Consider the following 25,133-nt stretch of genomic DNA (forward strand, 5'->3'; position numbering starts at 1 on the left):
GCTATTCCCAATATCCATTATTAATAAGTGTAGCCAATGTCTGTAAAAACGCAAAAGAGGGGGCATCTTGGCACGAAGTGGCGTTGAAATTGGCACCAGACGCTAATAGCCGATACCACTCTGCATCATTCTCACCAATATCAAAACGACTGCCGTTCACGTAAAGGGCATAGGGCAAACCGTCTTTTCCGTCACATAGAAGTGCTCTTACGCCGGGTGCTGGTTGAAAGCCAATTCCCGATGCGAGGTCGTTTGATACTTGTTCTATGGTTACTTCTTGTTCTAAAGGAAATTCAGGTATACCTTGCTCACTCATAGCCTCTAATAATGCTTGGGTAAAGTGATCAGATTGAATTGCATCGATAAGCTGTTGCTTCAATGCTTTTACGTCTGAAGATGCTACGGCTGCTGGAGATGAAGCCGCCAACCTGCTTGGATCGCTGAAGCGATGGTTTGCAAAGCCTTTATCTAACATCATGGCGAGACTTTCCGCCAACTGCAGGTTGTCAGGGGCACGATACCCAACGGAGTAGGTGAGGCTATCTTCTATTGTCATACCGTCGTGAGGCCAGCCTGGTGGAACATAAAGCACATCACCCGGCATAAGGACTTCATCGATGATGGGCGAAAAGCCCTCTATTTGCCTAAGTTTCGGGTGGGGCAGTACTTCTGCGTAGTCGCCGGGCTCGCCCACTCGCCACCGTCTAGAGCCTTTACCTTGTATTAAGAATACATCGTATTGGTCTATGTGGGCACCAACCCCTGCATCTTGAGTGGCAAAGCTCACCATAAGATCATCTAAACGCCAGTGGGGAATAAATGAGAAAGGAGAGAGCAGTGGTTGAACATCGGCGATGTATTTATCCACGCCCTGTACCAGAAGAGTCCACTGGCCTTGGCACGCTTTTTCAAAATCGGCAATTGGGCCTGTCTCTACCTGCCATTTGTTGTTCTTGCGACTTATTACTCTACTGTCTATCTCACTTTCTTGAGCAAGCCCAGCCAGGTCGTTCTCATCGATAGGATCGACAAACTCAGTAAAAAAGCCTTTTAAAACGACAGGCTTTTTCTGCCAGTATTCGCTAAGAAACGTGTCGATATTGAATGATTGCATTGCGGCCTAACCTTAAAAAAAGAAAGAATATGAAAAATAAAGCACAAGAAAAGCAAAGAAAAAAGCGCGGTAAAAGACCGCGCTTGTTTTCAAACTATTAAAGAGAAACTACAGCTGATCAACAAGTATTATGGCATCACCAATGTAGTTGGCAGGCGTTAAGGCTTTCAACTCATCTTTTGCAGACTCTGGCATATCAAGGTTGTCGATGAAGGCAGCGATACCTTGTGCATCTACCTTTTTGCCGCGAGTAAGCTCTTTTAGCTTTTCATAAGGCTTTTCGATGCCGTAACGACGCATAACAGTTTGAATTGGCTCTGCAAGCAATTCCCAGTTATTGTCTAGCTCATTAGCAAGGCTCTTTTCATTCACTTCTAGCTTGCTAATACCTTTTAGTGTGGCCTGATATGCGATAACTGCATAACCTACACCTACGCCAAGGTTGCGAAGTACTGTAGAGTCTGTCAGGTCACGCTGCCAACGTGAAATAGGAAGCTTTGCTGCTAAGTGATCGAAAATAGCATTAGCCAAGCCTAAATTGCCCTCTGAATTTTCGAAGTCAATAGGGTTAACTTTGTGAGGCATTGTGGACGAACCAATTTCGCCGGCTACTGTTTTCTGTTTAAAGTGGCCAAGAGCAATATAACCCCATACGTCGCGATCGAAATCGATAAGAATAGTGTTGAAGCGAGCAACGGCGTCAAACATTTCGGCAATGTAGTCGTGAGGTTCAATTTGTGTGGTAAACGGGTTCCACGACAAGCCTAGCGAGGTTACAAACTGCTCTGACACATTGTGCCAGTCAACGTCTTTGTAAGCCGACAAGTGTGCGTTGTAGTTACCTACGGCACCATTTATCTTACCAAGTAACTCAACATTGGCTATTTGCGTACGCTGGCGTTTAAGTCGAATAGCCACGTTCGCCATTTCTTTACCCATAGTCGTGGGTGAAGCAGGTTGCCCATGTGTTCTTGCCATCATAGGCACCGATTGGTACTTTTTCGCCAGAGAAATTAAGGCGTCAATGAGCTTATCGCAGTACGGAAGAATAACGCTATCGCGAGCTTCCTTTAGCATTAAGCCGTGAGAAAGGTTGTTAATATCTTCTGACGTACAGGCAAAGTGGATGAATTCACTTACCGCATTTAGCTCTTCGTTAGCTGCTACTTTTTCTTTAAGGAAATACTCAACTGCTTTAACATCGTGATTTGTAGTGCGTTCGATGTCTTTTATTTGTGTAGCATCTTCTACACTGAAGTTTGCAACAATGCTGTCTAACAATGCATTGGCAGATTCTGAAAAAGCAGGAACTTCTTCAATATGCGCATTGCTCGCTAGCATTTGCAGCCAGCGAACTTCAACTTCTACGCGGTATTTTAATAATCCATACTCGCTAAAAATACTGCGCAATTCAGCGCTTTTGCCAGCATATCGACCATCGACAGGGGAAATTGCAGTTAACTGACTCAGTTCCACCTTGAGCTCCTCACTAGTTATTAGTTTGAGCGCCTTTACGGCACTAGTTAATTAATCTAAGTGCCTTTACGGCACTGTTTAAGATTTGCTTTCGCTTAAACAAAATATTACGTCGCCTCCCACCCATTTGTCGCCACATCACGGCGGCTCTAACACCGGCAAGTAGTAATGCACGCACCTTATGCTGTGTGGCGGGTTGACCTAAGTAATCTGGGTTTCCCGCCACTTGAATGCGCGGTGCTAGCGGACTAACAACATCACTATAAATACTGGCCAGAGAAGATACTATTTGAGGGTTTTGAAAATCGACGTGGGCTAATTGCCGTTGAACATGAGAAATGCGTTCGCCAAGTTCTTGCATGGCTTTTGGCTTCTTCGCTAGCTTGCGTTCAAGGCCTAGAATACTGGCAATATATCGCGTTAACTCAGTATCTTTTGTTGCCTGTTTGTCTGATATCTGTGACACCAAAGTGGCATAGCCAACGTGTAAGTTACCTAATTTGCCGAATACATGCTGCGGTGTCTCTGGGTCGGTTACAAGAATACTGGAGAGGCTTGCCTCTACTGCTTCGTTGTCAGCTGTACCTTTTCGAGCAAGTTGCTGCACTAACGCTGCGGCTTGGCAAACACCAGCCAGTGCTAAGTTATTCTCTATATCTGCATCTAACATTATCGAATGTAACTCTCAATAATACCGCCGCCCAGACAAACTTCGTCAAGGTAAAATACGGCTGATTGCCCAGGAGTAACGGCCTTTTGAGGCTCTTTAAATATGACTTCAATGGTGTCGTCATCTTTTGGGGTAATAGTGCAAGGGATATCGGTTTGGCGATATCGGGTTTTCACGACAGCTTCAAACGGCTCCGTGATGGTTTTGCGATCTACCCAGTGAAGCTGTTTGGCGATTAATCCTTTCGAGTAGAGGCGAGGATGATCAGCACCTTGACCCACAATTAACACATTGCGAGCGACGTCTTTGTCAACAACGTACCACGGCTCTTCACCAAACTTTGCAAGTCCGCCTATATGCAGACCCTTGCGCTGACCAAGAGTGTGATACATCAAACCTTCGTGCTTGCCTATTTCTTCGCCCTCTGCAGTTTCAATCACACCGGGCTGCGCAGGCAAATACTGGGCAAGAAAATCTTTAAACTTACGTTCGCCAATAAAGCAAATGCCGGTTGAATCTTTTTTATCGTGGGTAACTAAACCTTGTTCTTCTGCAATTTTTCTTACCAGCGGCTTTTCGATATCGCCTACAGGAAATAGTGTCTTCGCAATGTGTTCTTCACCCAGTGTGTAAAGAAAATAGCTCTGGTCTTTGTTGTTATCTAAACCACGAAGCATTTCCCATTTACCATTAACTTCACGACGACGCACATAATGACCCGTTGCGATATAGTCGGCACCGAGATCTTCTGCTGCAAACTCTAAAAACGCCTTAAATTTGATTTCCTTATTACACATGATGTCTGGGTTTGGCGTTCTTCCAGCTTTATATTCTTCAAGAAAATATTCAAAAACATTGTCCCAATATTCGGCGGCGAAATTAATAGTGTGAAGTTCCATTCCCAGCTTATCGGCTACAGCTTGTGCATCTTTCAGATCTTCTGCCGCTGCGCAATATTCGTCATTATCATCTTCTTCCCAGTTTTTCATGAAAAGACCTTCAACCTGATATCCCTGCTGTTGAAGCAGGTAAGCTGAAACGGATGAATCTACTCCGCCGGACATGCCGACGATAACTTTTTTGCTGGCGTTCGAATTTTTGTCAATCACTACGTCTTGCACACTCTTTTTCAGAAATTTGCATTCGCTGCCCAATATTTGATTACGGGGCGCATAATGGGTTTGTTGCGGTCGTCGCTAAAGGTCGCGGATTTTACCAGAATACTCAGCTTAATTCACACTAATATCTTGTGATATTCGAACTCGAAGTTTTTGCTCCTCGTGAAGGCCACTCGCTCAGCATTTTCGGCTTACTGCCTGTGACGTCTAACTTCCCGAGCCGTCTAATTACCTGCGCCACCCTCAAAGGGCGGATGAGCGGTAGCCCTATGCATTTATGCTGACTAACTTGCCGTTTGGTATGCCGTCTATTGTCCAATTTCCTACTCGGTAACGAATAAGTCGCAGGGTAGGGAAACCTACGTGTGCTGTCATACGCCTTACCTGTCTATTTCGACCTTCGCTTATAGTGATTTCAAGCCATGACGTGGGGATTGATTGTCGAAATCGTACAGGAGGATGCCTTTCCCAAACGTTTGGCTCTGATATCAATCGCACTTTTGCAGGTTTAGTCATTCCATCTTTGAGCTCTACACCCCGTTGAAGTGATTGGATTGCTACTTCGTCTGGAACACCCTCAACCTGCACCCAATAGGTTTTACTGGTTTTCGCTTTAGGGTGAGCCAGCTTATGTTGCAACTTGCCATTGTTCGTAAGTACTAAAAGCCCCTCAGAATCTCTATCTAATCTACCTGCGGCATAGACGCCTGGAACGTCAATGTAGTCTTTTAATGTCTCGCGACCGTCGGCATCGGTAAACTGAGAAAGTACCTGAAACGGTTTGTTAAAAAGAATGACTTTAGTTTCTGTCTGCATGAAAAACCTGTTCAATAAACGGTAAGTAAAGAAGTCGACAACAAGCGCTATTTAATAGATTAAAGTGGTATTGCTTATTCTTGAACTAATAATCAGCTATTGATCGTAGCACGGTTTAAACCTTCAGTTCCAAAAATGCTGGCTATCCACATTTTTCAAAGCTTTGCGCCACGCAGTAGGCTGTTTGTATGCTTTTGAACGATATCGGGTTAGCACGATACCTTCAGAGAATGTTAATACCTAAATGGCACGTTCTTGCTGAAAAACTGCTCAATTAGGTCAACATATAGCCGCTATTTTCAACGATTGATTTATTGATCTTTGTCACTAAGACAATGGTATGACTTGTAACTCAAACTTTCGACCCTATACTAATGTACGCGGTTAGTTGTATAGGCCGTGCATTCGTTTGTTTGTTGCAAAATAATTCCACTCCAATGAATAAGAAGCTGTCGCGACATGCGACGCTCGTCGGTGGATGAATAGAGGGACGTGCGGCAAAAAGCGAAGACGAAAGCTAACTTGCTCACATGTGATGGGCGAGGAGAAACGTATTTACGTATCGCAATGGCCGTGGGCGCTGCATTTTGCAGCGGGTCGTTACGACAAAATGGACTAAAAAAGGCAGTGCTCTGCCGACTAAATAGAGGTATATAATGACCAAGTCTAAGATCATCTATACGAAGACGGACGAAGCGCCAATGTTGGCAACGTATTCGTTACTTCCAATTATCAAGAAGTTTGCCGCAGCTGCAGACATCGATGTCGAACTCAGTGACATCTCACTAGCTGCTCGGGTTCTTGCTAATTTTCCAGATTACCTAGAAGAAGAGCAGAAAGTACCAGATGCATTATCTGAACTTGGTAACCTGACACAAGATCCAAATGTAAACATCATCAAACTTCCTAATATCAGTGCCTCTATCCCTCAGCTTCGAGCTACAATCAAAGAACTTAATGACAAAGGCTTTAATGTTCCTGCATTCCCTGACTCTCCTAAAACTGATGAAGAAAAAGAAATTCGCGAGCGCTATAGTAAAGTGCTTGGAAGCGCGGTAAACCCTGTATTGCGCGAGGGTAACTCTGACCGTCGTGCTCCTACAGCTGTGAAGAATTTTGCACGTAAATACCCTCATTCAATGGGGGAGTGGTCTCAGGCTTCTCGTTCACATGTTGCACACATGCGCGGTGGCGATTTCTACTCTGCTGAAAAGTCGGTAACGGTAGAAAAAGATGGCTACGTGAGTATTGAATTTACAGGTAAAGACGGCAGTAAGAAAACACTTAAGCCACGTGTAGATTTGCTAGCTGGCGAAGTTATCGACGGTATGTTTATGAGCAAGAAGGCGCTTTGCGAATTCTTCGAAGAGCAAATTGAAGATGCGAAGAACACTGGCGTATTGTTCTCATTACACGTTAAAGCAACAATGATGAAAGTGTCGCATCCTATTGTGTTCGGACACTGCGTTAAGGTTTTTTACAAAGACCTATTTAACAAATACGGCGATCTCTTCGAAGAGTTAGGTGTTAATCCTAATAACGGTTTAGGTAGTGTTTATGACAAGATAGCGACCCTACCGGAAAGCCAGCGCTCTGAAATTCAAAAAGATATCAATGCGTGTTATGCAGACAGACCGCCGATGGCAATGGTTAACTCTGATAAAGGTATTTCAAACCTTCACGTACCAAGCGACGTTATCGTTGATGCTTCAATGCCTGCAATGATCCGTAACTCTGGTCAAATGTGGGGACCAGATGGAAAGGCACACGATACAAAAGCGGTTATTCCTGAAAGTACTTACGCAACTATTTATCAAGAAGTCATTAACTTCTGTAAAACTCACGGTGCATTCGACCCAACTACAATGGGTACAGTGCCGAATGTTGGCCTAATGGCACAGAAAGCAGAAGAGTACGGCTCTCATGATAAAACATTCGAGCTGGAAGCTGATGGTACAGTGTCTATCGTAGATCAAGACGGCAACGTGCTTATCTCTCACGACGTAGAGGAAGGCGATATCTGGCGTATGTGTCAGGTGAAAGATGCGCCTATTCAAGATTGGGTTAAGCTAGCAGTTACTCGTTCACGTCAATCAGGTATGCCTGCGGTATTTTGGCTAGACGATGAGCGTGCGCACGATGCCCAGCTTATTGAAAAAGTAAACACCTATTTGAAAGACCACGACACGTCCGGTTTAGACATTCAAATTATGTCTCCAGTACGTGCAATCCGTTACAGCATGGAGCGCGCAATTCGCGGGTTAGATACAATTTCTGTAACTGGCAACGTACTTCGTGACTACCTAACAGATTTGTTCCCAATCCTTGAGCTTGGTACGAGTGCCAAAATGCTATCTATTGTTCCACTGATGGCTGGTGGTGGTCTTTATGAGACTGGTGCAGGTGGTTCAGCGCCGAAGCATGTTCAGCAGTTCGTTGAGGAAGGTCATTTACGTTGGGACTCACTAGGTGAATTCCTAGCATTGGCGGTTTCGCTAGAAGATGTTGCTATTAAGCATAAGAATCCAAAAGCAAAAATCCTTGCGGATGCGTTGGATAAAGCGACAGAAGCGCTGCTTAATAACGGCAAGTCTCCACAGCGTAAAGCTGGTCAGCTTGATAACCGTGGCAGCCATGTTTATCTTGGCCTTTACTGGGCGCAAGAAGTTGCAAATCAAACTGAAGACGCAGAGTTGGCTGCACAGTTTAAAGCTGTGTACGATGAGCTGTCGGCAAAAATGGATGACATTATTGCAGAGATTGATGCGACGCAAGGCAAAGCGCAGGAGATTGGTGGTTACTACTACCCGGATGAAGACAAGGTCTTCGCTGCAATGTCACCAAGCGAAACGCTTAAAGCTATTATGGGCGCTTAAACAAGCGGCATAGGCATCGGTTTATAAACGCGTTTGTGTTTATTCTCGATGTATTGAGCCCCTAAAACGGCACAACCATTATTATTTAAAAAGCAAAAAACCAGAAGCTCGGCTTCTGGTTTTTTTTTGCCTCTTTAATAATGATGGTTAATGACGCCTTACCCAGGTTTTATAATTTCTCTCGCTTACGCTAGGCTATAGGATAAGTGAAGATAAATAGGGAATGTTGTTTATGATTGACGAGAGCAAAACATTGGCAAACGAAACATCGCAAGGAAGTTCTCGAGTGCAAAATTCGGTGAATTTGCAGCTAAACACCACATTTAATCCCTCCCGTTACACTGATAAAGATACCTATAAAGCAGAAGAAAAAGCATGGCAAGAAAATTTATTCCATGTTCAACAAGCCTACTTTCACCAAAATCGTCGCGCAATAATTATATTTGAAGGCTGGGATGCCTCTGGTAAAGGTGGGGCAATTCGCCGGGTTACGGAAAAGTTAGATCCTCGAGGTATTCATGTTATTCCCATCTCAAAACCTGAAAAAGTAGAGCAGGCCAAACATTTTTTATATCGATTTTGGCGTCATGTGCCTGCTCCTGGTCATATTACATTGTTCGACCGTTCTCACTACGGGCGAGTTTTGGTTGAAAGAGTCGATAGTTTCGCCACTCGGGAAGAATGGCAGCGGGGATATGAAGAAATAAACGAATTTGAGCGCACGCTTCACAACAGTGGCGTTCGCATAATTAAATTATTTATGCATATTTCATCGCAAGAGCAACGGAAACGGTTTGAGGAGCGCCTTCACAACCCTTATAAGCGCTGGAAGCTTACCGCCGAAGACTTGCATAACCGGAACCAACGCCATCATTATATCGACGCTATCAATGATATGTTTGCTAAAACAAATACTGACTATGCACCGTGGAAAATTATTCAGGGTGAACACAAATGGCAGGCAAGGGTAGATGTACTTCGCTGTATTGTTGAAGGCTTAAGCGACGGAGTCGATATTGAGCCTCCAAAACTTGATGAAGACCTCATTAAAATGGCATCAAAGCAATTAGATGTGTCACCGGATATAGAATAACCGGATATAGAATAACCGGATATAGAATAATCAGTGCAAAGAGTTTCCATACTCATTAATGAGTGAAAGCTGCATTTTGTAAGCCCAAGCAATCGAAAGGTAGAACTAACACAATATGCTTAAAATGCTAGCAAAAGACTGGCTTGAACAGCAAAAAGAGAAGCGCCCGACCTTGATGCCGGGCAGCTTAGAAATTTTTAACGCTCTGGTTCTTCGACGAACCCAATGTTCTCGGCATGCAAACCCTTAGGCCCTTGCTGCACTTCGAACTGCACTTCTTGACCCGCCTTCAATGAGCGATAGCCTTCCATTTGGATAGTTGAGTAGTGTGCAAAAATGTCGTCACCACCTTCCTCTGGAACTATAAACCCAAAACCTTTCGCGTTGTTAAACCATTTAACTTTGCCAACCGCCATACTTCGACTTCCTCTTAATCCTTGAACTCACACGTTTATGCCCCCATTATAGATCCGGAAGCATAGTGAATTGAGTATCGATATAGACAGATACTCAATGTCACAATTAAAATGTAGATTTTTTAACCATATTATGTCAAGAGCAAATGTGAATTAATTTTATCCAAAAGTTTAAAGACATCTGCCGGTAACACACTATTATTAAGTTATGAGTAAAGACAACGCTATTAGTATCGACAAGGAAAAACAAAAAGACGCGCAGCGACAAAAGCCGCAGCCGCCTCCCATGTATAAAGTGTTGTTGAATAATGACGATTATACACCGATGGATTTTGTTATAGAGGTTCTCACGCAGTTCTTCAATATGGATGCTGAGAAAGCCAACCAACTTATGCTTACCGTTCATTATCAGGGGAAAGCGGTTTGTGGTGTTTTTACCGCTGAAATTGCAGAGACCAAAGTCATGCAGGTAAATCAATATGCACGCAAACATCAACATCCATTGATGTGCACCATGGAGCAGGCATAAGGCAATTTGTAGAGGGCGAGCAATATGTTAAATAAAGAATTAGAACAAACGCTGAACAGCGCGTTTGTATTTGCCAGAGAGCACCGCCATGAGTTTATGACGGTGGAGCACTTGCTGTTGGCATTGCTTGACAACACAGCAGCTCGCGATGCTCTAAAGGCGTGTGGTGCTGATATTGAAGCCGTCAAAAGTGAATTGCTCTCTTTTGTTAAAGACACAACGCCACTTATATTAGATGAGCAACTCAACGAAAGAGAAACTCAGCCAACGCTAGGTTTTCAGCGAGTTTTACAACGAGCAGTATTTCACGTTCAATCTTCAGGCAAAGATGAAGTAACCGGTGCCAATGTGCTGGTGGCTATATTTAGCGAGCAAGAATCGCAAGCTGTCTTTATTCTCAAAAAGGCAGACGTAACGCGTCTAGACGTTGTGAATTACATTAGCCACGGCGTTAGCAAAGCGGAAGACGATGAATCTATTAATTCCGAAACGCCAGAAGAATCTGAAGGTGGCGAAGAAAATGGTACTGCGCTTAGTAAATACGCAAGCGATTTAAACCGCCAGGCGAAAGACGGCAAGATAGACCCGCTTATCGGGCGCGATTCCGAAGTGGAACGGACCATACAAATACTGTGCCGTAGACGCAAAAATAACCCGTTATTGGTTGGGGAGGCTGGCGTTGGTAAAACAGCGATTGCGGAAGGTTTAGCCTACCGCATTGTGAATGACGATGTGCCAGAGGTTATAGCTGAAAGTACAGTTTACTCTCTCGATCTTGGTGGTTTGTTGGCGGGCACTAAGTATCGCGGCGACTTTGAAAAACGTCTGAAAGCGATATTGAAAGAGCTGAGCAAAGACGAGCACGCAATCTTGTTCATCGATGAGATCCACACCATTATCGGTGCAGGCGCGGCCTCAGGCGGCGTTATGGATGCATCGAATTTACTTAAGCCTAAGCTTTCGAGTGGTGAGCTACGCTGTATAGGTTCGACAACGTATCAAGAATACCAAGGTATTTTCGAGAAAGATCGTGCCCTAGCGCGTCGTTTCCAAAAAGTTGATGTGACCGAGCCAAGCGTCAGCGACACCACAAAGATTCTACTCGGACTGAAAAGCCGTTATGAGGATCACCACAACGTACGGTTTACGCAAAAAGCAATTCAGGCTGCGGCTGAATTGTCTGCCAAGTACATCAATGAAAGGCATCTTCCAGACAAAGCCATTGATGTGATGGACGAGGCGGGCGCAAGTCAACGACTTCTAGCGCCATCTAAGCGTAAGAAAACTATCAACGTGGGTGATATCGAGCAAATTATTGCCAAAATGGCTCGCATTCCTGAGAAGTCTGTATCCGCCTCTGACAAAGAAGTACTTAAGAACCTTGGCCGCAACCTTAAAATGGTGGTATTTGGACAAGACAAGGCGATTGAAACCCTTAACGACGCCATCCTACTGTCGCGTTCTGGTCTTGGTGCTGAAACCAAACCCATTGGAAGTTTCTTGTTCGCAGGCCCAACGGGCGTAGGTAAAACAGAAGTTACACAGCAGCTTTCTAATATTATGGGCGTAGAGCTAGTGCGTTTCGATATGTCTGAATATATGGAACGTCATGCGGTAAGTCGCTTGATAGGTGCTCCTCCGGGCTATGTTGGCTTCGATCAAGGTGGTTTGTTAACTGATGCGGTTATTAAAAATCCTTATTCGGTAGTATTACTTGACGAAATTGAGAAAGCACACAGCGATATATACAACATTCTGCTGCAAGTGATGGATCACGGTACGCTAACCGACAACAATGGGCGTAAAGTTGATTTCAGAAATGTAGTATTGGTAATGACCACAAATGCTGGCGTACAGGAGACTGTTCGTAAGTCTATTGGCTTTAAACAGCAAGATCATAGCCACGATGCTCTAAGTGAAATCAACAAGGTGTTTACACCAGAATTCAGAAACCGTTTGGACGGTATCATCTGGTTCAATCATTTAGATTCTGAAGTGATTTTACAGGTAGTCGATAAGTTTATTATTGAACTGCAAGCGCAACTAGACGTTAAGGGAGTGTCGTTAGAAGTCACTGCCGAAGCACGTGCTTATATGGCTGAAAAGGGTTACGACAGGTCAATGGGTGCAAGACCTATGTCACGCTTGATCAAAGACGAACTGAAGAAAGAACTCGCCAACGAGTTATTGTTCGGTGAATTGTCTAAAGGCGGCAACGTGAAAGTCGATTATGTAGGCGACAAGCTGACATTCGAATATAGCGGTGTGGACACAAAGTCTGAGCAGGCTGAAACTAGCTAGTGTAATAGCACAAATGAAAAAGCCCGATAAAGTTATCGGGCTTTTTTTATGCGTTACCGCTTCAATGGCTCATTATCTCGCGCGATAAATGATACGACCTTTAGTCAAATCATAAGGAGTCATCTCAACAGTGACCTTATCGCCAGTAAGAATTCGGATGTAGTTCTTGCGCATTTTACCAGAAATATGAGCAGTCACTACGTGGCCGTTCTCTAGTTCTACGCGGAACATAGTATTAGGTAGTGTGTCTAACACAGTACCTTCCATTTCAATACAATCTTCTTTTGCCATGTAAAGCAGTTACCTCAGTAATTCAAAATTTTTGCCGCGCAGACATTAACCAATCTTGCGCGCAGTGTAAAGCGATTAAGCGGGTTTTTTAGTAAATAGGCACCATTGGTTGTCTATAAACTGTTCAAAGGGATAAAATTTGTGCTTGTAGGACATTTTTTGACACCCTTCAACGTAATACCCCAAATAGACATATTGATGCTCGGCTAACTTAGCTTGCTCAATTTGCATTAGTATCATCCATGTTCCCAAGGACGAAGCGGAGTAGTCTGGATCAAAAAAGGTGTATAGAGCAGATAATGCAGAATGCCGCACAGTACCTAATGTGTCCGGGGACGTATTGTCCTCTAGTACGTCAGTGACTGCAACCGCTACGAGCTTATCTCCGTCATATGCTTCCAAATAAAAGGGAGACATCCACGTACATTTAATAAAGTTGTCAAATTGCACCTGAGAAGGTGGGTACATCGAACCGTCAGAATGCCTTTCGGTGATATATCTTTCATAGAGCGGGTAATATTCTGCGCTAATTGTGTTGGTAAAGCGGACGGAAAGCGAAGAGTTCTGTTTAAGCACGCGTTTTTGACTGCGCGATGGCACAAACACATCTACCGGTATGCGAACAGATTGACACTTGCTGCAGTTCACGCAGTGCGGGCGGTAAATTTGTTCTCCGCTACGTCTAAAACCGGCCTGTATAAGTTGAGAATATCGAGAGCTTAAAAATGGATCCTCCTCGGCATAAACGAGAAGTCTTTCCTCTTCATCTGGAAGATAGCTGCATGAAAATGATTGAGTAATTCCAAACTTCACGGTGTTACCTCTTTCATGACGTCAGTATTCTCATTGGATTCACACTCTTTATCAGTTCTTTACTCTTATAAATTTAGCACTTGGGGCTGCCATTGCGTTACATAATTGGTACAAAGTTCGCCTTCACTATTCAACGTGTGGTTGTTGGCCTGAAGCTTTTCGATAAATTGCTTTCTACTTAATGTAATAGCCCCTAAAGAAGATAAATGGTCAGTAGGTAGTTGGCAATCAATAAAAGCCATATTCTGTTTTTGCATATGCTTTACCAATGCATACATGGCTAACTTTGACGTATTACTTTTGGTGTGGAACATAGACTCTCCACAGTAAACCTTGCCTATGCCAACGCCATACAAGCCGCCTACTAATTCATCTTCCTCCCATACCTCAACAGAATGGGCGAGGCCAAGTCCATGGAGCTGTGAATAAGCGTTCTTCATGTCTTCTGTGATCCAAGTTTCGTTAGAAACATCGTCACCTGAAGGTGTGGCCCTCGGTATGGAAGAGCAGGCATTGATTACTCTCTCGAAAGCACGGTTTAACGTAACAACATACCTTTGTTGCCTTGCGAGTTTTCTCAGGCTTTTAGACGCACAAAAACTGTCTAATTCAATAATGGCTCGGGGATCTGGTGACCACCACAAGAGTGGTTCATCATCACTAAACCAAGGGAAAATTCCCTGAGAATAAGCAGAAAATAATCTTCGGGGACTGAGGTCTGCGCCAAATGCAAGCAAACCATTTGGTTCGCTTAAGGCTTCATCTATCGGAGGGAAGGGGGCACCGTTCTCGATGTAGTGCAGTGCTAACATGAGAAGCGCCCCTTCGAATAAAAGGGGCGATGGACCCACTTAGCCTTGTTCAGAAGCCATTCCATCAAGGAATTTTTCCGCATCAAGAGCAGCCATACAGCCGGTTCCAGCTGAGGTAATTGCTTGACGATATACATGGTCACTCACATCACCTGCAGCAAATATGCCTTCCACACTTGTTTGTGTAGCGTTACCGTGTAGTCCGCTATTTACAACAATATAGCCATCTTTCATTTCAAGCTGGCCACTAAAAATATCGGTATTTGGCTTGTGCCCAATAGCAATGAAAAGGCCCATTACATCCAACTCTTCCGTTCCATCGCCATCGGTATCTTTGATGCGAATTTTGGTTACACCCATTTCGTCGCCGAGTACTTCATCAAGCGTTTTATTGAGGTGCAGCACAACGTTACCGTTTTCGGCTTTATCGCGCAGACGCTGCTCTAGAATTTTTTCGCTCCTAAAGGTGTCTCTTCGGTGGATTACGTGCACTTCAGAAGCGATATTTGATAAGTACAGAGCTTCCTCTACCGCTGTATTACCGCCGCCCACTACGGCTACTTTCTGGTTGCGATAGAAGAAACCATCGCAGGTAGCACAGGCCGATACACCTTTACCCATAAACGCTTGCTCTGATTCAAGACCTAAGTACTTTGCAGATGCACCCGTTGATATGATCAATGCGTCACAGATGTAAGTCCCGCTATCACCATATAACGTGAAAGGACGCTTGGTAAGGTCTGTCTTGTTAATGTGGTCGAAAATGATCTCGGTATCGAATTTTTCTGCGTGCTTTTGCATACGAACCATTAAATCAGGCCCGGTTAAACCTTCAGGATCGCCCGGCCAGTTTTCTACTTCTGTGGTGGTAGTAAGCTGTCCGCCTTGTTGGATCCCTGTAAGTAATACAGGATTTAGGTTTGCGCGTGCTGCGTAAACTGCAGCTGAGTAACCCGCAGGACCCGAACCTAGAATAAGAAGACGGACGTGTCTGCTTTCTGCCATTTTAATCTCCAATAAAACCGTTTGCGGTTTGTGTTATTTAATTCGTCTAATATCGATAAAGTGAGGCCATTTGCGGGTAAATCAACCGCTAGCCACACTCTCTTTAACTAAATTTGCACCGAACGCTAAATGTTGACACAACGTTTAGCATCCAAACCATAATTTTGCTCGTAAGGATATCAATATTATACGAGTGGCGTTGATAAAATTTGTCGATATCTTGCCATAAAAAATTAAGATTCGGCAATCTGATGGAAAAACATCCATTACGGGTGATAAGACCTCACGCGAGTCTTGTATTAACGTAAAAGAGGATTACAATCTAGAGAGTTGAGGATTTAGTCCGTTGTGCTGTAGGTACTTCGAGAGGTGTAGCATGTCACAAACTGTTTTGACCATGTTAAAAGATGGCCAGCATTACATGAAAACTTGGCCTATGAGAAAAGAGTTGTACAGCTTTTTTCCAGAGTGTCGAGTTGTGGCTGCTACAAAATTCGCGGTGAAGACTATGCCTCCAGCAGCTATGGTAACGTGTCTTTTGCTTATCCAGAATTTAGGAACGGATTACATTCCTCAAACCATCGCAATGGCGTTGTTTTTCCTCAGCCTTCCCATTCAGGGCTTACTGTGGCTCGGTCATCGTTCAGAGCAGTATTTACCGCCTCAGCTAAACAGTTGGTATCAGGATGTACATTCTAAGATGCGCTCTCATGGTTGTCATTTAGCGGCTGTAAAAACGAAGCCTAAATACAAAGAGCTTGCACAGCTTTTGAAAACTGCTTTCAACGACCTTGATAACGCACTTACAAAACACTGGTTTAACTAATTCGTTCGCAATAGCACATATATTTAGACAGCCACCAGTTCACCGCTGCATTTACGGCACCGATACTGAGCCTTTCCTGATAATACGTTTTTATGCCTGCGCAGTGAAATAGCGTGTTCACTGCAGTTACAGCGGTACGCGACGGTATTAACTACGCCTTTCGTGTCAAAGCTGTGTGTTGTGCTTGGTGAACGGTTAAACACTTCTATCATAATAGACTGCCATTCTCTTCCATGGGGCTTAGTGCGGCCGAACAAATTCCATACCAGCAAATGGCTTACTTCATGAGGGATAACGTCGTGAATAAATTCCTCCTGATTTTCTGAAAATAATAATGGATGAATGTTTATCCTATTTTGCTGAAGAAAAGCAGTGCCGGCATTCTTTCCGGAGCGCCGATAAGAAAGGAGAGGGCGCTCGAATACTTTTTTAAAGTAGCGCTCTGCTTTTAAGTAGCAGCTTTCAACTTCAGCTTGTATCTGCTGACGCTGTTGCTCAGTTAAGTCACGTGAAGCGATGGTGCAATTTCCTAAGTTGTATGACGCTCAATAAAAAACGCCGTATAAAACGGCGTTTTTTGCTAGCCCGCGTGTGCTATCTCACGTCACAAGGCAAGCATAAGATGTAAGTGCCTTTTGGATCGTTAAGCTCGTTAATGGCATTGAACTCACCAAGGACACGTTTGAATTCACCTATTAGTGCAGAGTTGCTGTTCGCAAACTGCCATTTGCCTACAAAAGTCATGGCTTGGCCAAAGAACTCTTTCCAGAACAACTCTTGTGCAGAAAGGCTTCGTTCAACATAAACTTTATCGTAACTTTCTAACTCAGCAAATTCAGCCGCCGCAATTACCGCATCGTCAAGTTCACCGAGTTCATCGACAAGGCCCAGTTCAAGGGCATCTTCACCAATCCAAACTCTGCCTTGTGCAATTTTATCGACCGCTTCCACAGACATGTCTCTAGCGTTAGCAACTAACGATAAGAAATTGCCATAGGTGTTTTCAACATTGCGCTGCAGAATTTGACCAAATTCTGGCGCGAGAGGGCGCGCTGGAGACAGGCCTGCAATATCAGTAGAGCCTACACCATCGCTGTGCACACCAATATAATCGAGTGAGTTTTCATAGGTCATGAACATACCGAATACGCCGATAGAGCCTGTGATTGTGCTTGGGCTTGCGATAATCTTATCGGTACTTGCCGCTATCCAGTAACCGCCAGATGCTGCGTAGGTGCTCATAGATGCCACAACCGGTTTGCCTGCTTGGCGCAACTGTAGGATTTCTTGGCGAATAACTTCTGAAGCAAATGCACTGCCACCAGGGGAGTCTATTTGCAACACAACCGCTTTGATATTGTCATCTAGTCGAGCCTTGCGTAGTAATCTTGCTGTACTATCACCGCCAATGGCACCAGCTTTTTGGTTTCCGTCCAAAATAGTACCTTTCGCGACAACAATGGCTACCTTGTCCATATCATTGTTTACTTTAGGCATCGGTGGATTAATCACTTTCAAATACGTGTTGAATGCAGTGATATTCACGCCCAGCTTATTGTCGTCTTCACCCACCAACTCTATGAGCTCTTGTCTTACCTCCTCGCGAGTTTTTAAGGCGTCAACCCAATTGTTATCTAACGCATACTTAGCAAAGTCGCCGCCTGCCGCTTCAAACTTGGAAAGTAATTCACTAGCAGTCTCGTCGAAATTTGTAACATCTATACCGCGTGCTGCAGCCACGTCTTCTTTGTACTGCTTCCAGTAGCCGTCTAACCACTGTTTTTCCGCTTCCTTAGCTTCGTCAGACATATCGTTACGCATAACGGGCTCTACAGCAGATTTATAGGTGCCTACTCTAAAGATATGAGTAGTTACTTTTAGCTTATCTAACAGGTCTTTGAAATAAATGCCGTACCGGCTATAGCCTTCAAGCAGTAGTCCACCCATTGGGTTTAAGTAAACGTGGTCGGCGTGGGCAGCCAAGTAGTATTGGTCTTGCGAATAGTAATCGCCTATAGCATAAACCGGTTTCTCTGATGCTTTAAACGATTGGATAGCGTTAGCAACAACGCGCAGTTTATCCAGCCCGCCACCGGTCAAACCTTTTAAGTCCAATACAAGTGCTTTAATTCGTCTGTCTTTTGCGGCGTTTTCAAGAACATCCACAACATCGCGTACAAGGACTTCAGGATTTTCTGGCTCGCTGCCTAAAGATTCTTGTAAGAACTGCTCAAAGGGATCGACGCTTTCCTTCTCAATCACCAGCTGCCCATTCAGCGAAAGATACAGCGCACTGTTTGATTTCACTGTCAGCTTATCACCATCCTGGTTGAATATGGCAATTGCCAGGCCAACAAAAATGACAATAAATATTACGTTGAAGAAAAGTTTGCGGGTGAAGTTAAGTACCGTCCACAAGCCAATAAATAAGGATTTAGTCCAATTTCCTTTGGCCGCCATATTTCACTACCTTTTTAGAATTTTAGTTAACGCGAGTAATGGAACGCCCATTAACGCTTTATGTATTATGTTACCTTGTTAGTCTAAGATCGCTAACTTAATTGTAATTTTTTGTTACCACTTTCAATATAAAACTACTTATCGCCTTCCAGCCATTTCGAGATAAGCAGCGCTATTCGTTTGTGATCGTTTTCACTAAGTTGCATAAGCAGCTTACCTGATGAAGGCTTGTATCGCGTTTTGGCCTGACCCTTTGCCATCATGCGAGAAAGAGTAGAAGACTGTGGTTTTGTGTTTTTTGGCTTGTTCACCGGCATATCCTCTTTTTTCTCACTATTTTATATTTCAACATTCTATTACGATACAGCGAGATTTACAGGTCAATACGCCCTAGGTAAAACGAATAACAATCTGGTCTTTTATAAACGTCATCCGTAATATGACCATAAGATTTTAAGAAATGACAATGCCGATGAGCCAATAGGCTAATAAGCTAATTCCCATTGGTATTTGAAGAAGGAGGCCCAAAAGTGGATGCATTAACGTTACTACTCAATCGAAGTTCTCAACCGCGACTAAAGGAGCCTGCACCTAGCGGTGAAGCTCTGGAGAATATCATGCAAGCAGCACTGCGTGCACCAGACCATGCTTGTCTCACTCCATGGCGGTTTGTTGTGTGTCAGGGTAAAGGATTAGATAAGCTTGGTTCGCTTTTTGAACAATCTGCAATAGAAAACGATAAAAGCCAAAAAGAAATAGATAGGGCACCGCAACTTCCTTTGCGTGCGCCTATGGTGATTGTTGCTATTGCACAATACAAAGAACATGAAAAAGTGCCACGGGTTGAGCAAATTGCTTCAGCGAGTTGTGGCGTTATGGCTATGCAAATGGCTGCGGTAGCGCAAGGTTTTAACGGAATGTGGCGCACAGGTAGCTATGCACAATGTCCAATAGTGAAAGACGGCTTAGGCATGGCTGAAGAAGATGAACTGGTTGGTTTTTTATATCTTGGTACGCCTGCTTTTGAACCCGCTTCTAAGCCAGAAAGGGACACGAGTGCGTATTTCGAGCACTGGAACTCATAAGCCGACCGCTACTAAGAACGCGTTTATCTTTGCCTCAAAAAGGTACGTACCGCTAGTGGCAACTCGCTTTAGTCCTCAAACGTTTTTATGAGGTAGGGTTCAGCGGACTGTGATTTAAAATAGGGCGCACAAGAGTGCGCCTATTGTTTTGAAAATAACTGCTTTCAAAGGCTCAGCTGTAGGTTAAAGCACCTGAAGAGTAACATTGTAGCCAGCAAACTTGCGAATATTAATCACTCGGTCGCCGTCTAACATCCAATACTGCCCTTTAATTCCCTGCAAAACGCCAGAAAAGTCTGGTGTTTTATCAAGGTTAATAGACTTTATTTTGTCAGGGTATGTCTCTACGGGAAAATTGATGTGATGAACTTTTGATTCCACTTCTGATACTGCTTGAAGGCCTTTTTCCTGCTGAATCTCAGCAAGCTCCGCAGATATTTTCTCCATAAGTTCGTGTTTTACATCAATCAGATTAACGTCTTCAGGTTTGCCTTTCAGCATAGTTCGCCAATTCGTTTTGTCACCGATATGCTTCTTGCACAGGGTCTCTACTAATCCGCTGGTAAGCCTGTCTGGCACACGAAGCATGACAGTAGCTTGGGTTGCGCCCTGATCCATCCACCGGGGAGAAATGGTATCGCTAACCTGTCGCGTTATGCCTACCTTCACGTTACCTGTATTGGCCAGATAAACAAAGTGCTCATTAAAGCAGTGCGCTTCTCCCCATTCTGGCTCTCTGCACGTCCCCTCGTGATAATGACATTTTTCAGGCTTGATAATACAGCTGTCGCACTGTGCAAGTGAAATAAGGCATGGATAACAATAACCCTGATTAAAGCTTTTCTTGGTTTTGCGATTGCAGTGAACGCAATGAATGTCATTACTGAACGACAGAGCAATCTCACTACCTATGAGAGCATTAACGTCCACAGCGCTCTCTCCGATGGGAAGCTCGTAGCAAACTTCATTATTTTCGTTAGCGTGTGTACGCATTTTTCGCAATGCACCTGAATAACTTTGTGTCAAAACTTCAACCCTTATTCGCTGAGTTCACCGCGTAAATTAGCGGTGAGCAATAAATTTATTTGTTCAAATGAAAGATCTTTACTAAGCAGGTAATGCAATTTTGCTAGCGCGGCCTCTGGTGTCATATCGCTGCCCGATAACACGCCGACCTCTTGTAAGCCATGGCCCGTTGCATATCCGCCCATATTTACACGTCCTCGTAAGCACTGAGTACAGTTAACCACGGGGATCTCTCTCGACTTAGCATATTGTAACTGTTCTATAAGCCTTGGATTTTGCGGGGCGTTACCCACGCCATAACTGAGAAGTATTAGCGCGTTGACCGGTTGTTGCAGCGTATTTTTGATCACTTCAGACGCAATACCGGGATATAGGCTTACCATACCAATGGGTTGGGCGGTCACGTTAGACACTGTGAGCTTGCCTTCAGAATGTTTGGTTAACTCGCCCGCCTTTAATCTAATATTGATCCCTGCCTCTAGTAAAGGTGGAAAATTAGGTGAGTCAAACGCGTTAAATCCGTCAGCATCAACTTTGCGACTGCGATTTCCCCGCAATAGGCGATTGTTGAAAAACAAACCGACTTCTGCAATGGGATAGTTTGCTGCAATGAACAGTGAGTTCAACAAATTTACCTGTCCATCAGAACGCAACTCCGCCAGAGGTATTTGAGACCCAGTTACAATAACTGGTTTTGAAAGGTCCTCCAGCATAAAACTTAGGGCTGAGGCGGTATACGCCATGGTGTCAGTGCCATGAAGGATGATAAAGCCATCGTAATCATCGTAGTTATTAGCGATATCGTCGGCAATCCGCTGCCAATCGGAGGGATCCATATCCGACGAGTCGATTAGATTATCGTACTCATGAATGGTAAAAAGTGGCATTTCGCTGCGATTAAACTCGGGCATTTTAGCCAGCGTTTCGGTTAAAAAACCTGCTGCTGGCACATAGCCTTGATTAGACGGCTTCATACCGATTGTGCCGCCCGTGTAGGCGATATAAATATGTTTACGCATTGCTGACCTTATATCTGATAAGGTTAAGATTTGAGAGGCATTCTAGCAGTCGCATCAATTTTGTCACTGCCTAAACAAAAAAGGCGGCCCGCGTTACGCGGCCGCCTTGTAAAGAATAGCGTGTACTATTTTACTTCTACGCCTGCCGCCTGCTGATCGGCATGGTAGCTTGAACGAACCATAGGACCACATGCAGCATGGGTGAAACCAATTTGTTTTGCGTATTCACCCAGGGCATCAAACTCCGTAGGATGAACATAACGCTTAACAGGGAAATGGTGACGACTAGGCTGTAAGTATTGACCCAGTGTAAGCATATCTACGTCATGTGCACGCAAATCTCTAAGTACGCCTTCAATTTCCTCGTTTTCTTCGCCCATACCCATCATCAAACCAGACTTGGTTTTTATGTCAGGATGTTGAGCTTTAAACTTTTTAAGTAAATCTAAAGACCACTGATAGTTCGCACCCGGACGGCATTCGCGATAAAGGCGAGGAATGGTTTCAAGGTTGTGATTAAACACGTCAGGAACACCATTTTTAAATATTTCTAGTGCACGGTCCATTCGACCTCGGAAGTCTGGTACTAGCACTTCTATCGTTGTGGTAGGGCTGTGCTCTCGAATAGCATTAATACAGTCTACAAAGTGCTGTGCGCCGCCGTCACGTAAATCGTCGCGGTCAACAGACGTTATCACGACGTAACGAAGATTCATCTCAGCGATAGTTTTCGCTAACTTTTCGGGCTCTTCCGCACTAGGGGGCAATGGCTTTCCGTGAGCAACGTCACAGAATGGACAGCGACGGGTACAGATATCACCCAAAATCATAAAAGTAGCTGTGCCGTGGTTGAAGCACTCTGCTAGGTTAGGGCAGCTCGCTTCTTCACATACCGAGTGCAGGTTGTTTTTTCTCAGCGTTTTCTTTATGTGATCAATCTTATCTGTTGTGCGAGGCAGCTTAATTTTAATCCACTCAGGCTTCCTCAGCATTTCTTCCTTTTCAGTAGGAACAATAGTGACGGGAATATGTTTTACTTTTTCATCATCGCGGAGTTTAACCCCCGCCTTAGGTCGTGCGTTACTCATCAAAACCTTCTTTATATGTTGTTTCCGTAAAGGAAAGCGCATCTAACAATAAGCGTGTTAGCTCATTGCCTGCCAGTTCAAGTGAATCCGGACCGTTAAGTCGCGCGGTATCCGTCATTTCCATGCCCGCGTACCCGCATGGGTTTATGCGCTGAAATGGTGATAAGTCCATATTAACATTTAACGCCAGCCCATGAAATGAGCAACCATTACGTATTCTTAAGCCAAGAGAACAAACTTTTTGCTCGTTTACATACACACCCGGTGCATCTGGCTTTGGGTAAGCCACAACATCATATTGGGCTAGTAGGCCAACTACCGCTTCTTCCATAGCGGTTACAAGATGTCTTACCCCTAATTTTCTGCGCTTGATATTAAGCAACAAGTATATCACTTGTTGCCCTGGGCCGTGGTAGGTAACCTGCCCACCTCTGTCAACTTGTACAACAGGGATGTCACCCGGTACAAGTATGTGTTCCGCTTTACCCGCTTGGCCTTGGGTGAAAACGGGGTCGTGCTCAACTAGCCATATTTCATCAATGGTGTCGCTATCGCGATCATCGGTAAAGCGCTGCATTGCCTGCCATATAGGCTGATAGGGCTGACGGCCTAGCTGTCGAATAATGACCTTGCCAGCGGCAGACTTTTCTTGGTTATTCACTTACAGTACAACCCTGACCAACTCAAGCTTTGCAAGCTCAGTGTAAATGGTTTCCATATGCTCTTTGCTGGTAACTCTCACACTTATCGACACCGAGTGATAATTACCCTTACTACTCGGTTTAATAGCGGGAACATAATCACCAGGAGCATGCTCCTGCAAGCATGTAATAACTTGCTGAGGAAGTTCCTCATGAGCGACGCCCATCACCTTGAAGGTTTGGTGAGTTGGAAAATCTAATAGTTCGTCGAAACGGGTATCCATGCGATATTCTCGGTATGTTGAATCTTTAAAAAAAACGGCCAGATTGTAACAAATCTGGCCGCTTCATAACTAGGGATTAACGCAAATATTTATTCGTCGTTAAATCCAATTTGAAGCATTATGTAATCTTTTAGGCGGTTAAACATACTGCCTTCATTCACTTCTTGAAGGGTTACCAACGGGTAGCTTGCCACGTCTTCACCGTCGAGCTGTAAGTACAGCTTGCCAACAACTTGTCCTTTCGCCAGCGGAGCCTCAAGCTTCTTATCCAGCTCAAAGTTGGCTTCAAGGTTTTCAGTTTGCCCTCTTGGGATGGTAATGGGGGTGGATTGATTAATTCCAAGGTCTACGGTTTCTCTGTCACCCATGTAAATTCTGTGAGCAACAAAGCTTTGTCCCGCTTGGTAGGGCGTCACCGTTTCAAAGAAGCGGAAGCCGTACTTAAGTAGCTTTTTATTTTCTACTTTACGCGCGCGCTCGCTGTCTGTACCCATTACTACTGAAATAAGACGCATATCACCTTGTTCAGCTGAGGTAATTAAGCTGTAGCCAGCGTCTGAAGTATGGCCAGTTTTAATACCATCTACGTTTAGGCTCTTGTCCCACAATAAGCTATTACGGTTGTATTGCTTAATACCGTTAAATGTAAATTCCTTTTCACTGTATATCGCATACATTTCAGGAGTTTCTGCAATAAGCGCTCTTGAAAGTACAGCCATGTCGCGAGGTGTTGTGTAATGGTCTGGGTCGTGCAGGCCGTGAGCGTTTACCCAGTTAGAACCAGACATACCTAACGCTTGAGAGTGTGCGTTCATCATGCTGGCGAAGGCAGATTCAGAGCCCGCAACGTGTTCAGCCATTGCAACACAAGCGTCGTTACCCGATTGGACAACAATACCGCGAAGCAGATCGCTTACAGAAACTTGCGTTCCTACTTCAATAAACATCTTCGAAGAGTCGGGGAATTTTTTCGCCCAGGCGTTTTCAGAAATAGTGACTTCATCATCAAGGCTGATATTGCCAGCTTGAAGTTCCTTACCAATAACATAGATAGTCATGATTTTGGTTAAGCTTGCCGGTGCAAGCTGCATGTCTGCATTTTTTTCTGCAATAACATGACCTGTTTCAAAGTCTGTGAGTAGAAAACCTTCGGCAGCTACCGTGGGAGCGGGAGGTATGACAACCGCGGCATGCGCAACATGAAAAAATACGCCAAGCAGTAAAAAGGCAAATGAAAGTGGAAGCGCTTTTGCGCGTGTAATTATTTTGAGCATGGTTTTATTTTCTTTTACCAAGTTATATCCGAGTGAGTTTACAGCTACTCTTAGACCGACGTTACCGACGCTAAGACTACCCATCCTATAGCGAATAGTC

At 44.3% G+C, this 25,133-nt stretch carries 25 protein-coding genes; 6 read left to right on the top strand and 19 right to left on the bottom strand.

The window, feature by feature from the left end; genetic code table 11:
• Position 1: 1 nt before the first annotated feature.
• The 5 genes from GTW09_RS12515 to GTW09_RS12535 all read right to left on the bottom strand — a co-directional run bounded on the left by GTW09_RS12515 (position 2) and on the right by GTW09_RS12535 (position 5,194).
• Positions 2-1,114, bottom strand: a complete 1,113-nt coding sequence (locus GTW09_RS12515) for a cupin domain-containing protein (RefSeq protein WP_163112152.1) — start codon at positions 1,112-1,114, stop codon at positions 2-4.
• Between the two features lie 108 nt (positions 1,115-1,222).
• The gene (gene purB, locus GTW09_RS12520) at positions 1,223-2,590 is read right to left on the bottom strand and encodes an adenylosuccinate lyase (RefSeq protein WP_163112153.1); all 1,368 of its coding nucleotides are present in this window, start codon (positions 2,588-2,590) and stop codon (positions 1,223-1,225) included.
• A 43-nt stretch (positions 2,591-2,633) separates the two neighbouring features.
• Positions 2,634-3,260 (bottom strand): high frequency lysogenization protein HflD, encoded by a 627-nt coding sequence (hflD, locus tag GTW09_RS12525; protein ID WP_163112154.1) that lies wholly within the window; start codon positions 3,258-3,260, stop codon positions 2,634-2,636.
• Entirely contained in the window at positions 3,260-4,381 is a 1,122-nt protein-coding gene (gene mnmA / locus GTW09_RS12530) for a tRNA 2-thiouridine(34) synthase MnmA (protein ID WP_338024956.1), read from the bottom strand. The genes hflD and mnmA overlap by 1 nt, the downstream gene beginning before the upstream one ends.
• A gap of 264 nt (positions 4,382-4,645) precedes the next feature.
• Positions 4,646-5,194 (bottom strand): rRNA large subunit pseudouridine synthase E, encoded by a 549-nt coding sequence (locus GTW09_RS12535; protein ID WP_163112156.1) that lies wholly within the window; start codon positions 5,192-5,194, stop codon positions 4,646-4,648.
• A 656-nt stretch (positions 5,195-5,850) separates the two neighbouring features.
• On the opposite strand from GTW09_RS12535, the gene GTW09_RS12540 reads away from it, so the two are divergent.
• Positions 5,851-8,070, top strand: a complete 2,220-nt coding sequence (locus GTW09_RS12540; RefSeq protein ID WP_163112157.1) for an NADP-dependent isocitrate dehydrogenase — start codon at positions 5,851-5,853, stop codon at positions 8,068-8,070.
• 232 nt (positions 8,071-8,302) lie between these two features.
• Positions 8,303-9,163 carry a polyphosphate kinase 2 family protein gene (locus GTW09_RS12545; RefSeq protein WP_163112158.1) on the top strand — a complete coding sequence of 287 codons (861 nt, stop codon included), beginning with the start codon at positions 8,303-8,305 and terminating at the stop codon, positions 9,161-9,163.
• A 197-nt stretch (positions 9,164-9,360) separates the two neighbouring features.
• Here GTW09_RS12545 and cspD read toward each other — a convergent pair whose 3' ends face one another.
• Positions 9,361-9,579 carry a cold shock domain-containing protein CspD gene (gene cspD, locus GTW09_RS12550; protein ID WP_032096523.1) on the bottom strand — a complete coding sequence of 73 codons (219 nt, stop codon included), beginning with the start codon at positions 9,577-9,579 and terminating at the stop codon, positions 9,361-9,363.
• 208 nt (positions 9,580-9,787) lie between these two features.
• On the opposite strand from cspD, the gene clpS reads away from it, so the two are divergent.
• Together clpS and clpA are read left to right on the top strand one after the other, a co-directional pair.
• Positions 9,788-10,108, top strand: a complete 321-nt coding sequence (clpS, locus tag GTW09_RS12555; protein WP_071979158.1) for an ATP-dependent Clp protease adapter ClpS — start codon at positions 9,788-9,790, stop codon at positions 10,106-10,108.
• 24 nt (positions 10,109-10,132) lie between these two features.
• On the top strand, positions 10,133-12,409 hold the full coding sequence (gene clpA / locus GTW09_RS12560) for an ATP-dependent Clp protease ATP-binding subunit ClpA (RefSeq protein WP_163112159.1): 2,277 nt from the start codon (positions 10,133-10,135) through the stop codon (positions 12,407-12,409).
• Positions 12,410-12,481: 72 nt separating this feature from the next.
• On the opposite strand, the gene infA is transcribed toward clpA, so the two are convergent.
• The 4 genes from infA to trxB all read right to left on the bottom strand — a co-directional run bounded on the left by infA (position 12,482) and on the right by trxB (position 15,330).
• Complete coding sequence (gene infA / locus GTW09_RS12565; protein WP_008844395.1) at positions 12,482-12,700, bottom strand: translation initiation factor IF-1; 219 nt, start codon at positions 12,698-12,700, stop codon at positions 12,482-12,484.
• Positions 12,701-12,775: 75 nt separating this feature from the next.
• Positions 12,776-13,513 carry an arginyltransferase gene (locus tag GTW09_RS12570; RefSeq protein WP_071979156.1) on the bottom strand — a complete coding sequence of 246 codons (738 nt, stop codon included), beginning with the start codon at positions 13,511-13,513 and terminating at the stop codon, positions 12,776-12,778.
• 65 nt (positions 13,514-13,578) lie between these two features.
• Positions 13,579-14,325, bottom strand: a complete 747-nt coding sequence (gene aat / locus GTW09_RS12575; protein WP_163112160.1) for a leucyl/phenylalanyl-tRNA--protein transferase — start codon at positions 14,323-14,325, stop codon at positions 13,579-13,581.
• 39 nt (positions 14,326-14,364) lie between these two features.
• On the bottom strand, positions 14,365-15,330 hold the full coding sequence (gene trxB, locus GTW09_RS12580) for a thioredoxin-disulfide reductase (RefSeq protein ID WP_163112161.1): 966 nt from the start codon (positions 15,328-15,330) through the stop codon (positions 14,365-14,367).
• A 376-nt stretch (positions 15,331-15,706) separates the two neighbouring features.
• Here trxB and yfbV point away from each other — a divergent pair, with 376 nt between their 5' ends.
• Positions 15,707-16,156, top strand: coding sequence for a terminus macrodomain insulation protein YfbV (gene yfbV / locus GTW09_RS12585; RefSeq protein ID WP_163112162.1), 450 nt, complete (start codon positions 15,707-15,709; stop codon positions 16,154-16,156).
• Between the two features lie 23 nt (positions 16,157-16,179).
• Here the strand turns inward: yfbV and GTW09_RS12590 are convergent, their stop codons facing one another.
• The 3 genes from GTW09_RS12590 to GTW09_RS12600 form a co-directional block, all read right to left on the bottom strand.
• Entirely contained in the window at positions 16,180-16,674 is a 495-nt protein-coding gene (locus GTW09_RS12590; protein ID WP_163112200.1) for a SprT family zinc-dependent metalloprotease, read from the bottom strand.
• Between the two features lie 76 nt (positions 16,675-16,750).
• Complete coding sequence (sppA, locus tag GTW09_RS12595; RefSeq protein WP_071979151.1) at positions 16,751-18,616, bottom strand: signal peptide peptidase SppA; 1,866 nt, start codon at positions 18,614-18,616, stop codon at positions 16,751-16,753.
• A 134-nt stretch (positions 18,617-18,750) separates the two neighbouring features.
• Positions 18,751-18,927 (bottom strand): hypothetical protein, encoded by a 177-nt coding sequence (locus GTW09_RS12600; RefSeq protein WP_239059379.1) that lies wholly within the window; start codon positions 18,925-18,927, stop codon positions 18,751-18,753.
• Between the two features lie 219 nt (positions 18,928-19,146).
• Here GTW09_RS12600 and GTW09_RS12605 point away from each other — a divergent pair, with 219 nt between their 5' ends.
• Entirely contained in the window at positions 19,147-19,701 is a 555-nt protein-coding gene (locus GTW09_RS12605) for an NAD(P)H nitroreductase (RefSeq protein ID WP_071981190.1), read from the top strand.
• A gap of 183 nt (positions 19,702-19,884) precedes the next feature.
• Here the strand turns inward: GTW09_RS12605 and GTW09_RS12610 are convergent, their stop codons facing one another.
• From GTW09_RS12610 to GTW09_RS12635, 6 genes are all read right to left on the bottom strand, one after another.
• Positions 19,885-20,727 carry a DUF2797 domain-containing protein gene (locus GTW09_RS12610; RefSeq protein ID WP_163112164.1) on the bottom strand — a complete coding sequence of 281 codons (843 nt, stop codon included), beginning with the start codon at positions 20,725-20,727 and terminating at the stop codon, positions 19,885-19,887.
• Positions 20,728-20,738: 11 nt separating this feature from the next.
• On the bottom strand, positions 20,739-21,746 hold the full coding sequence (ansA, locus tag GTW09_RS12615) for an asparaginase (protein WP_163112165.1): 1,008 nt from the start codon (positions 21,744-21,746) through the stop codon (positions 20,739-20,741).
• Between the two features lie 125 nt (positions 21,747-21,871).
• Positions 21,872-22,834: a lipoyl synthase gene (lipA, locus tag GTW09_RS12620; RefSeq protein ID WP_071979146.1), complete on the bottom strand. Its 963-nt coding sequence runs from the start codon at positions 22,832-22,834 to the stop codon at positions 21,872-21,874.
• Entirely contained in the window at positions 22,827-23,411 is a 585-nt protein-coding gene (gene lipB / locus GTW09_RS12625) for a lipoyl(octanoyl) transferase LipB (protein ID WP_232230634.1), read from the bottom strand. The genes lipA and lipB overlap by 8 nt, the downstream gene beginning before the upstream one ends.
• Before the next feature lie 84 nt (positions 23,412-23,495).
• On the bottom strand, positions 23,496-23,759 hold the full coding sequence (gene ybeD / locus GTW09_RS12630; RefSeq protein WP_071979144.1) for a DUF493 family protein YbeD: 264 nt from the start codon (positions 23,757-23,759) through the stop codon (positions 23,496-23,498).
• An 89-nt stretch (positions 23,760-23,848) separates the two neighbouring features.
• Positions 23,849-25,033: a serine hydrolase gene (locus GTW09_RS12635; RefSeq protein ID WP_163112167.1), complete on the bottom strand. Its 1,185-nt coding sequence runs from the start codon at positions 25,031-25,033 to the stop codon at positions 23,849-23,851.
• Positions 25,034-25,133: the final 100 nt, after the last annotated feature.

This window comes from Alteromonas hispanica, assembly GCF_010500915.1.
GTDB classification, from domain to species: domain Bacteria; phylum Pseudomonadota; class Gammaproteobacteria; order Enterobacterales; family Alteromonadaceae; genus Alteromonas; species Alteromonas hispanica.

Excerpts from the sequence above, each read along its gene's own strand:
- aat (WP_163112160.1), bottom strand. The coding sequence starts at position 14,325 with ATGTTAGCACTGCACTACATCGAGAACGGTGCCCCCTTCCCTCCGATA.
- cspD (WP_032096523.1), bottom strand. The coding sequence starts at position 9,579 with ATGGCGGTTGGCAAAGTTAAATGGTTTAACAACGCGAAAGGTTTTGGG.
- GTW09_RS12535 (WP_163112156.1), bottom strand. The coding sequence starts at position 5,194 with ATGCAGACAGAAACTAAAGTCATTCTTTTTAACAAACCGTTTCAGGTA.
- lipB (WP_232230634.1), bottom strand. The coding sequence starts at position 23,411 with ATGCAGCGCTTTACCGATGATCGCGATAGCGACACCATTGATGAAATA.
- ansA (WP_163112165.1), bottom strand. The coding sequence starts at position 21,746 with ATGCGTAAACATATTTATATCGCCTACACGGGCGGCACAATCGGTATG.
- trxB (WP_163112161.1), bottom strand. The coding sequence starts at position 15,330 with ATGGCAGAAAGCAGACACGTCCGTCTTCTTATTCTAGGTTCGGGTCCT.
- GTW09_RS12540 (WP_163112157.1), top strand. The coding sequence starts at position 5,851 with ATGACCAAGTCTAAGATCATCTATACGAAGACGGACGAAGCGCCAATG.
- GTW09_RS12515 (WP_163112152.1), bottom strand. The coding sequence starts at position 1,114 with ATGCAATCATTCAATATCGACACGTTTCTTAGCGAATACTGGCAGAAA.
- GTW09_RS12545 (WP_163112158.1), top strand. The coding sequence starts at position 8,303 with ATGATTGACGAGAGCAAAACATTGGCAAACGAAACATCGCAAGGAAGT.
- hflD (WP_163112154.1), bottom strand. The coding sequence starts at position 3,260 with ATGTTAGATGCAGATATAGAGAATAACTTAGCACTGGCTGGTGTTTGC.
- yfbV (WP_163112162.1), top strand. The coding sequence starts at position 15,707 with ATGTCACAAACTGTTTTGACCATGTTAAAAGATGGCCAGCATTACATG.
- ybeD (WP_071979144.1), bottom strand. The coding sequence starts at position 23,759 with ATGGATACCCGTTTCGACGAACTATTAGATTTTCCAACTCACCAAACC.
- sppA (WP_071979151.1), bottom strand. The coding sequence starts at position 18,616 with ATGGCGGCCAAAGGAAATTGGACTAAATCCTTATTTATTGGCTTGTGG.
- GTW09_RS12635 (WP_163112167.1), bottom strand. The coding sequence starts at position 25,033 with ATGCTCAAAATAATTACACGCGCAAAAGCGCTTCCACTTTCATTTGCC.
- infA (WP_008844395.1), bottom strand. The coding sequence starts at position 12,700 with ATGGCAAAAGAAGATTGTATTGAAATGGAAGGTACTGTGTTAGACACA.
- clpS (WP_071979158.1), top strand. The coding sequence starts at position 9,788 with ATGAGTAAAGACAACGCTATTAGTATCGACAAGGAAAAACAAAAAGAC.
- lipA (WP_071979146.1), bottom strand. The coding sequence starts at position 22,834 with ATGAGTAACGCACGACCTAAGGCGGGGGTTAAACTCCGCGATGATGAA.
- clpA (WP_163112159.1), top strand. The coding sequence starts at position 10,133 with ATGTTAAATAAAGAATTAGAACAAACGCTGAACAGCGCGTTTGTATTT.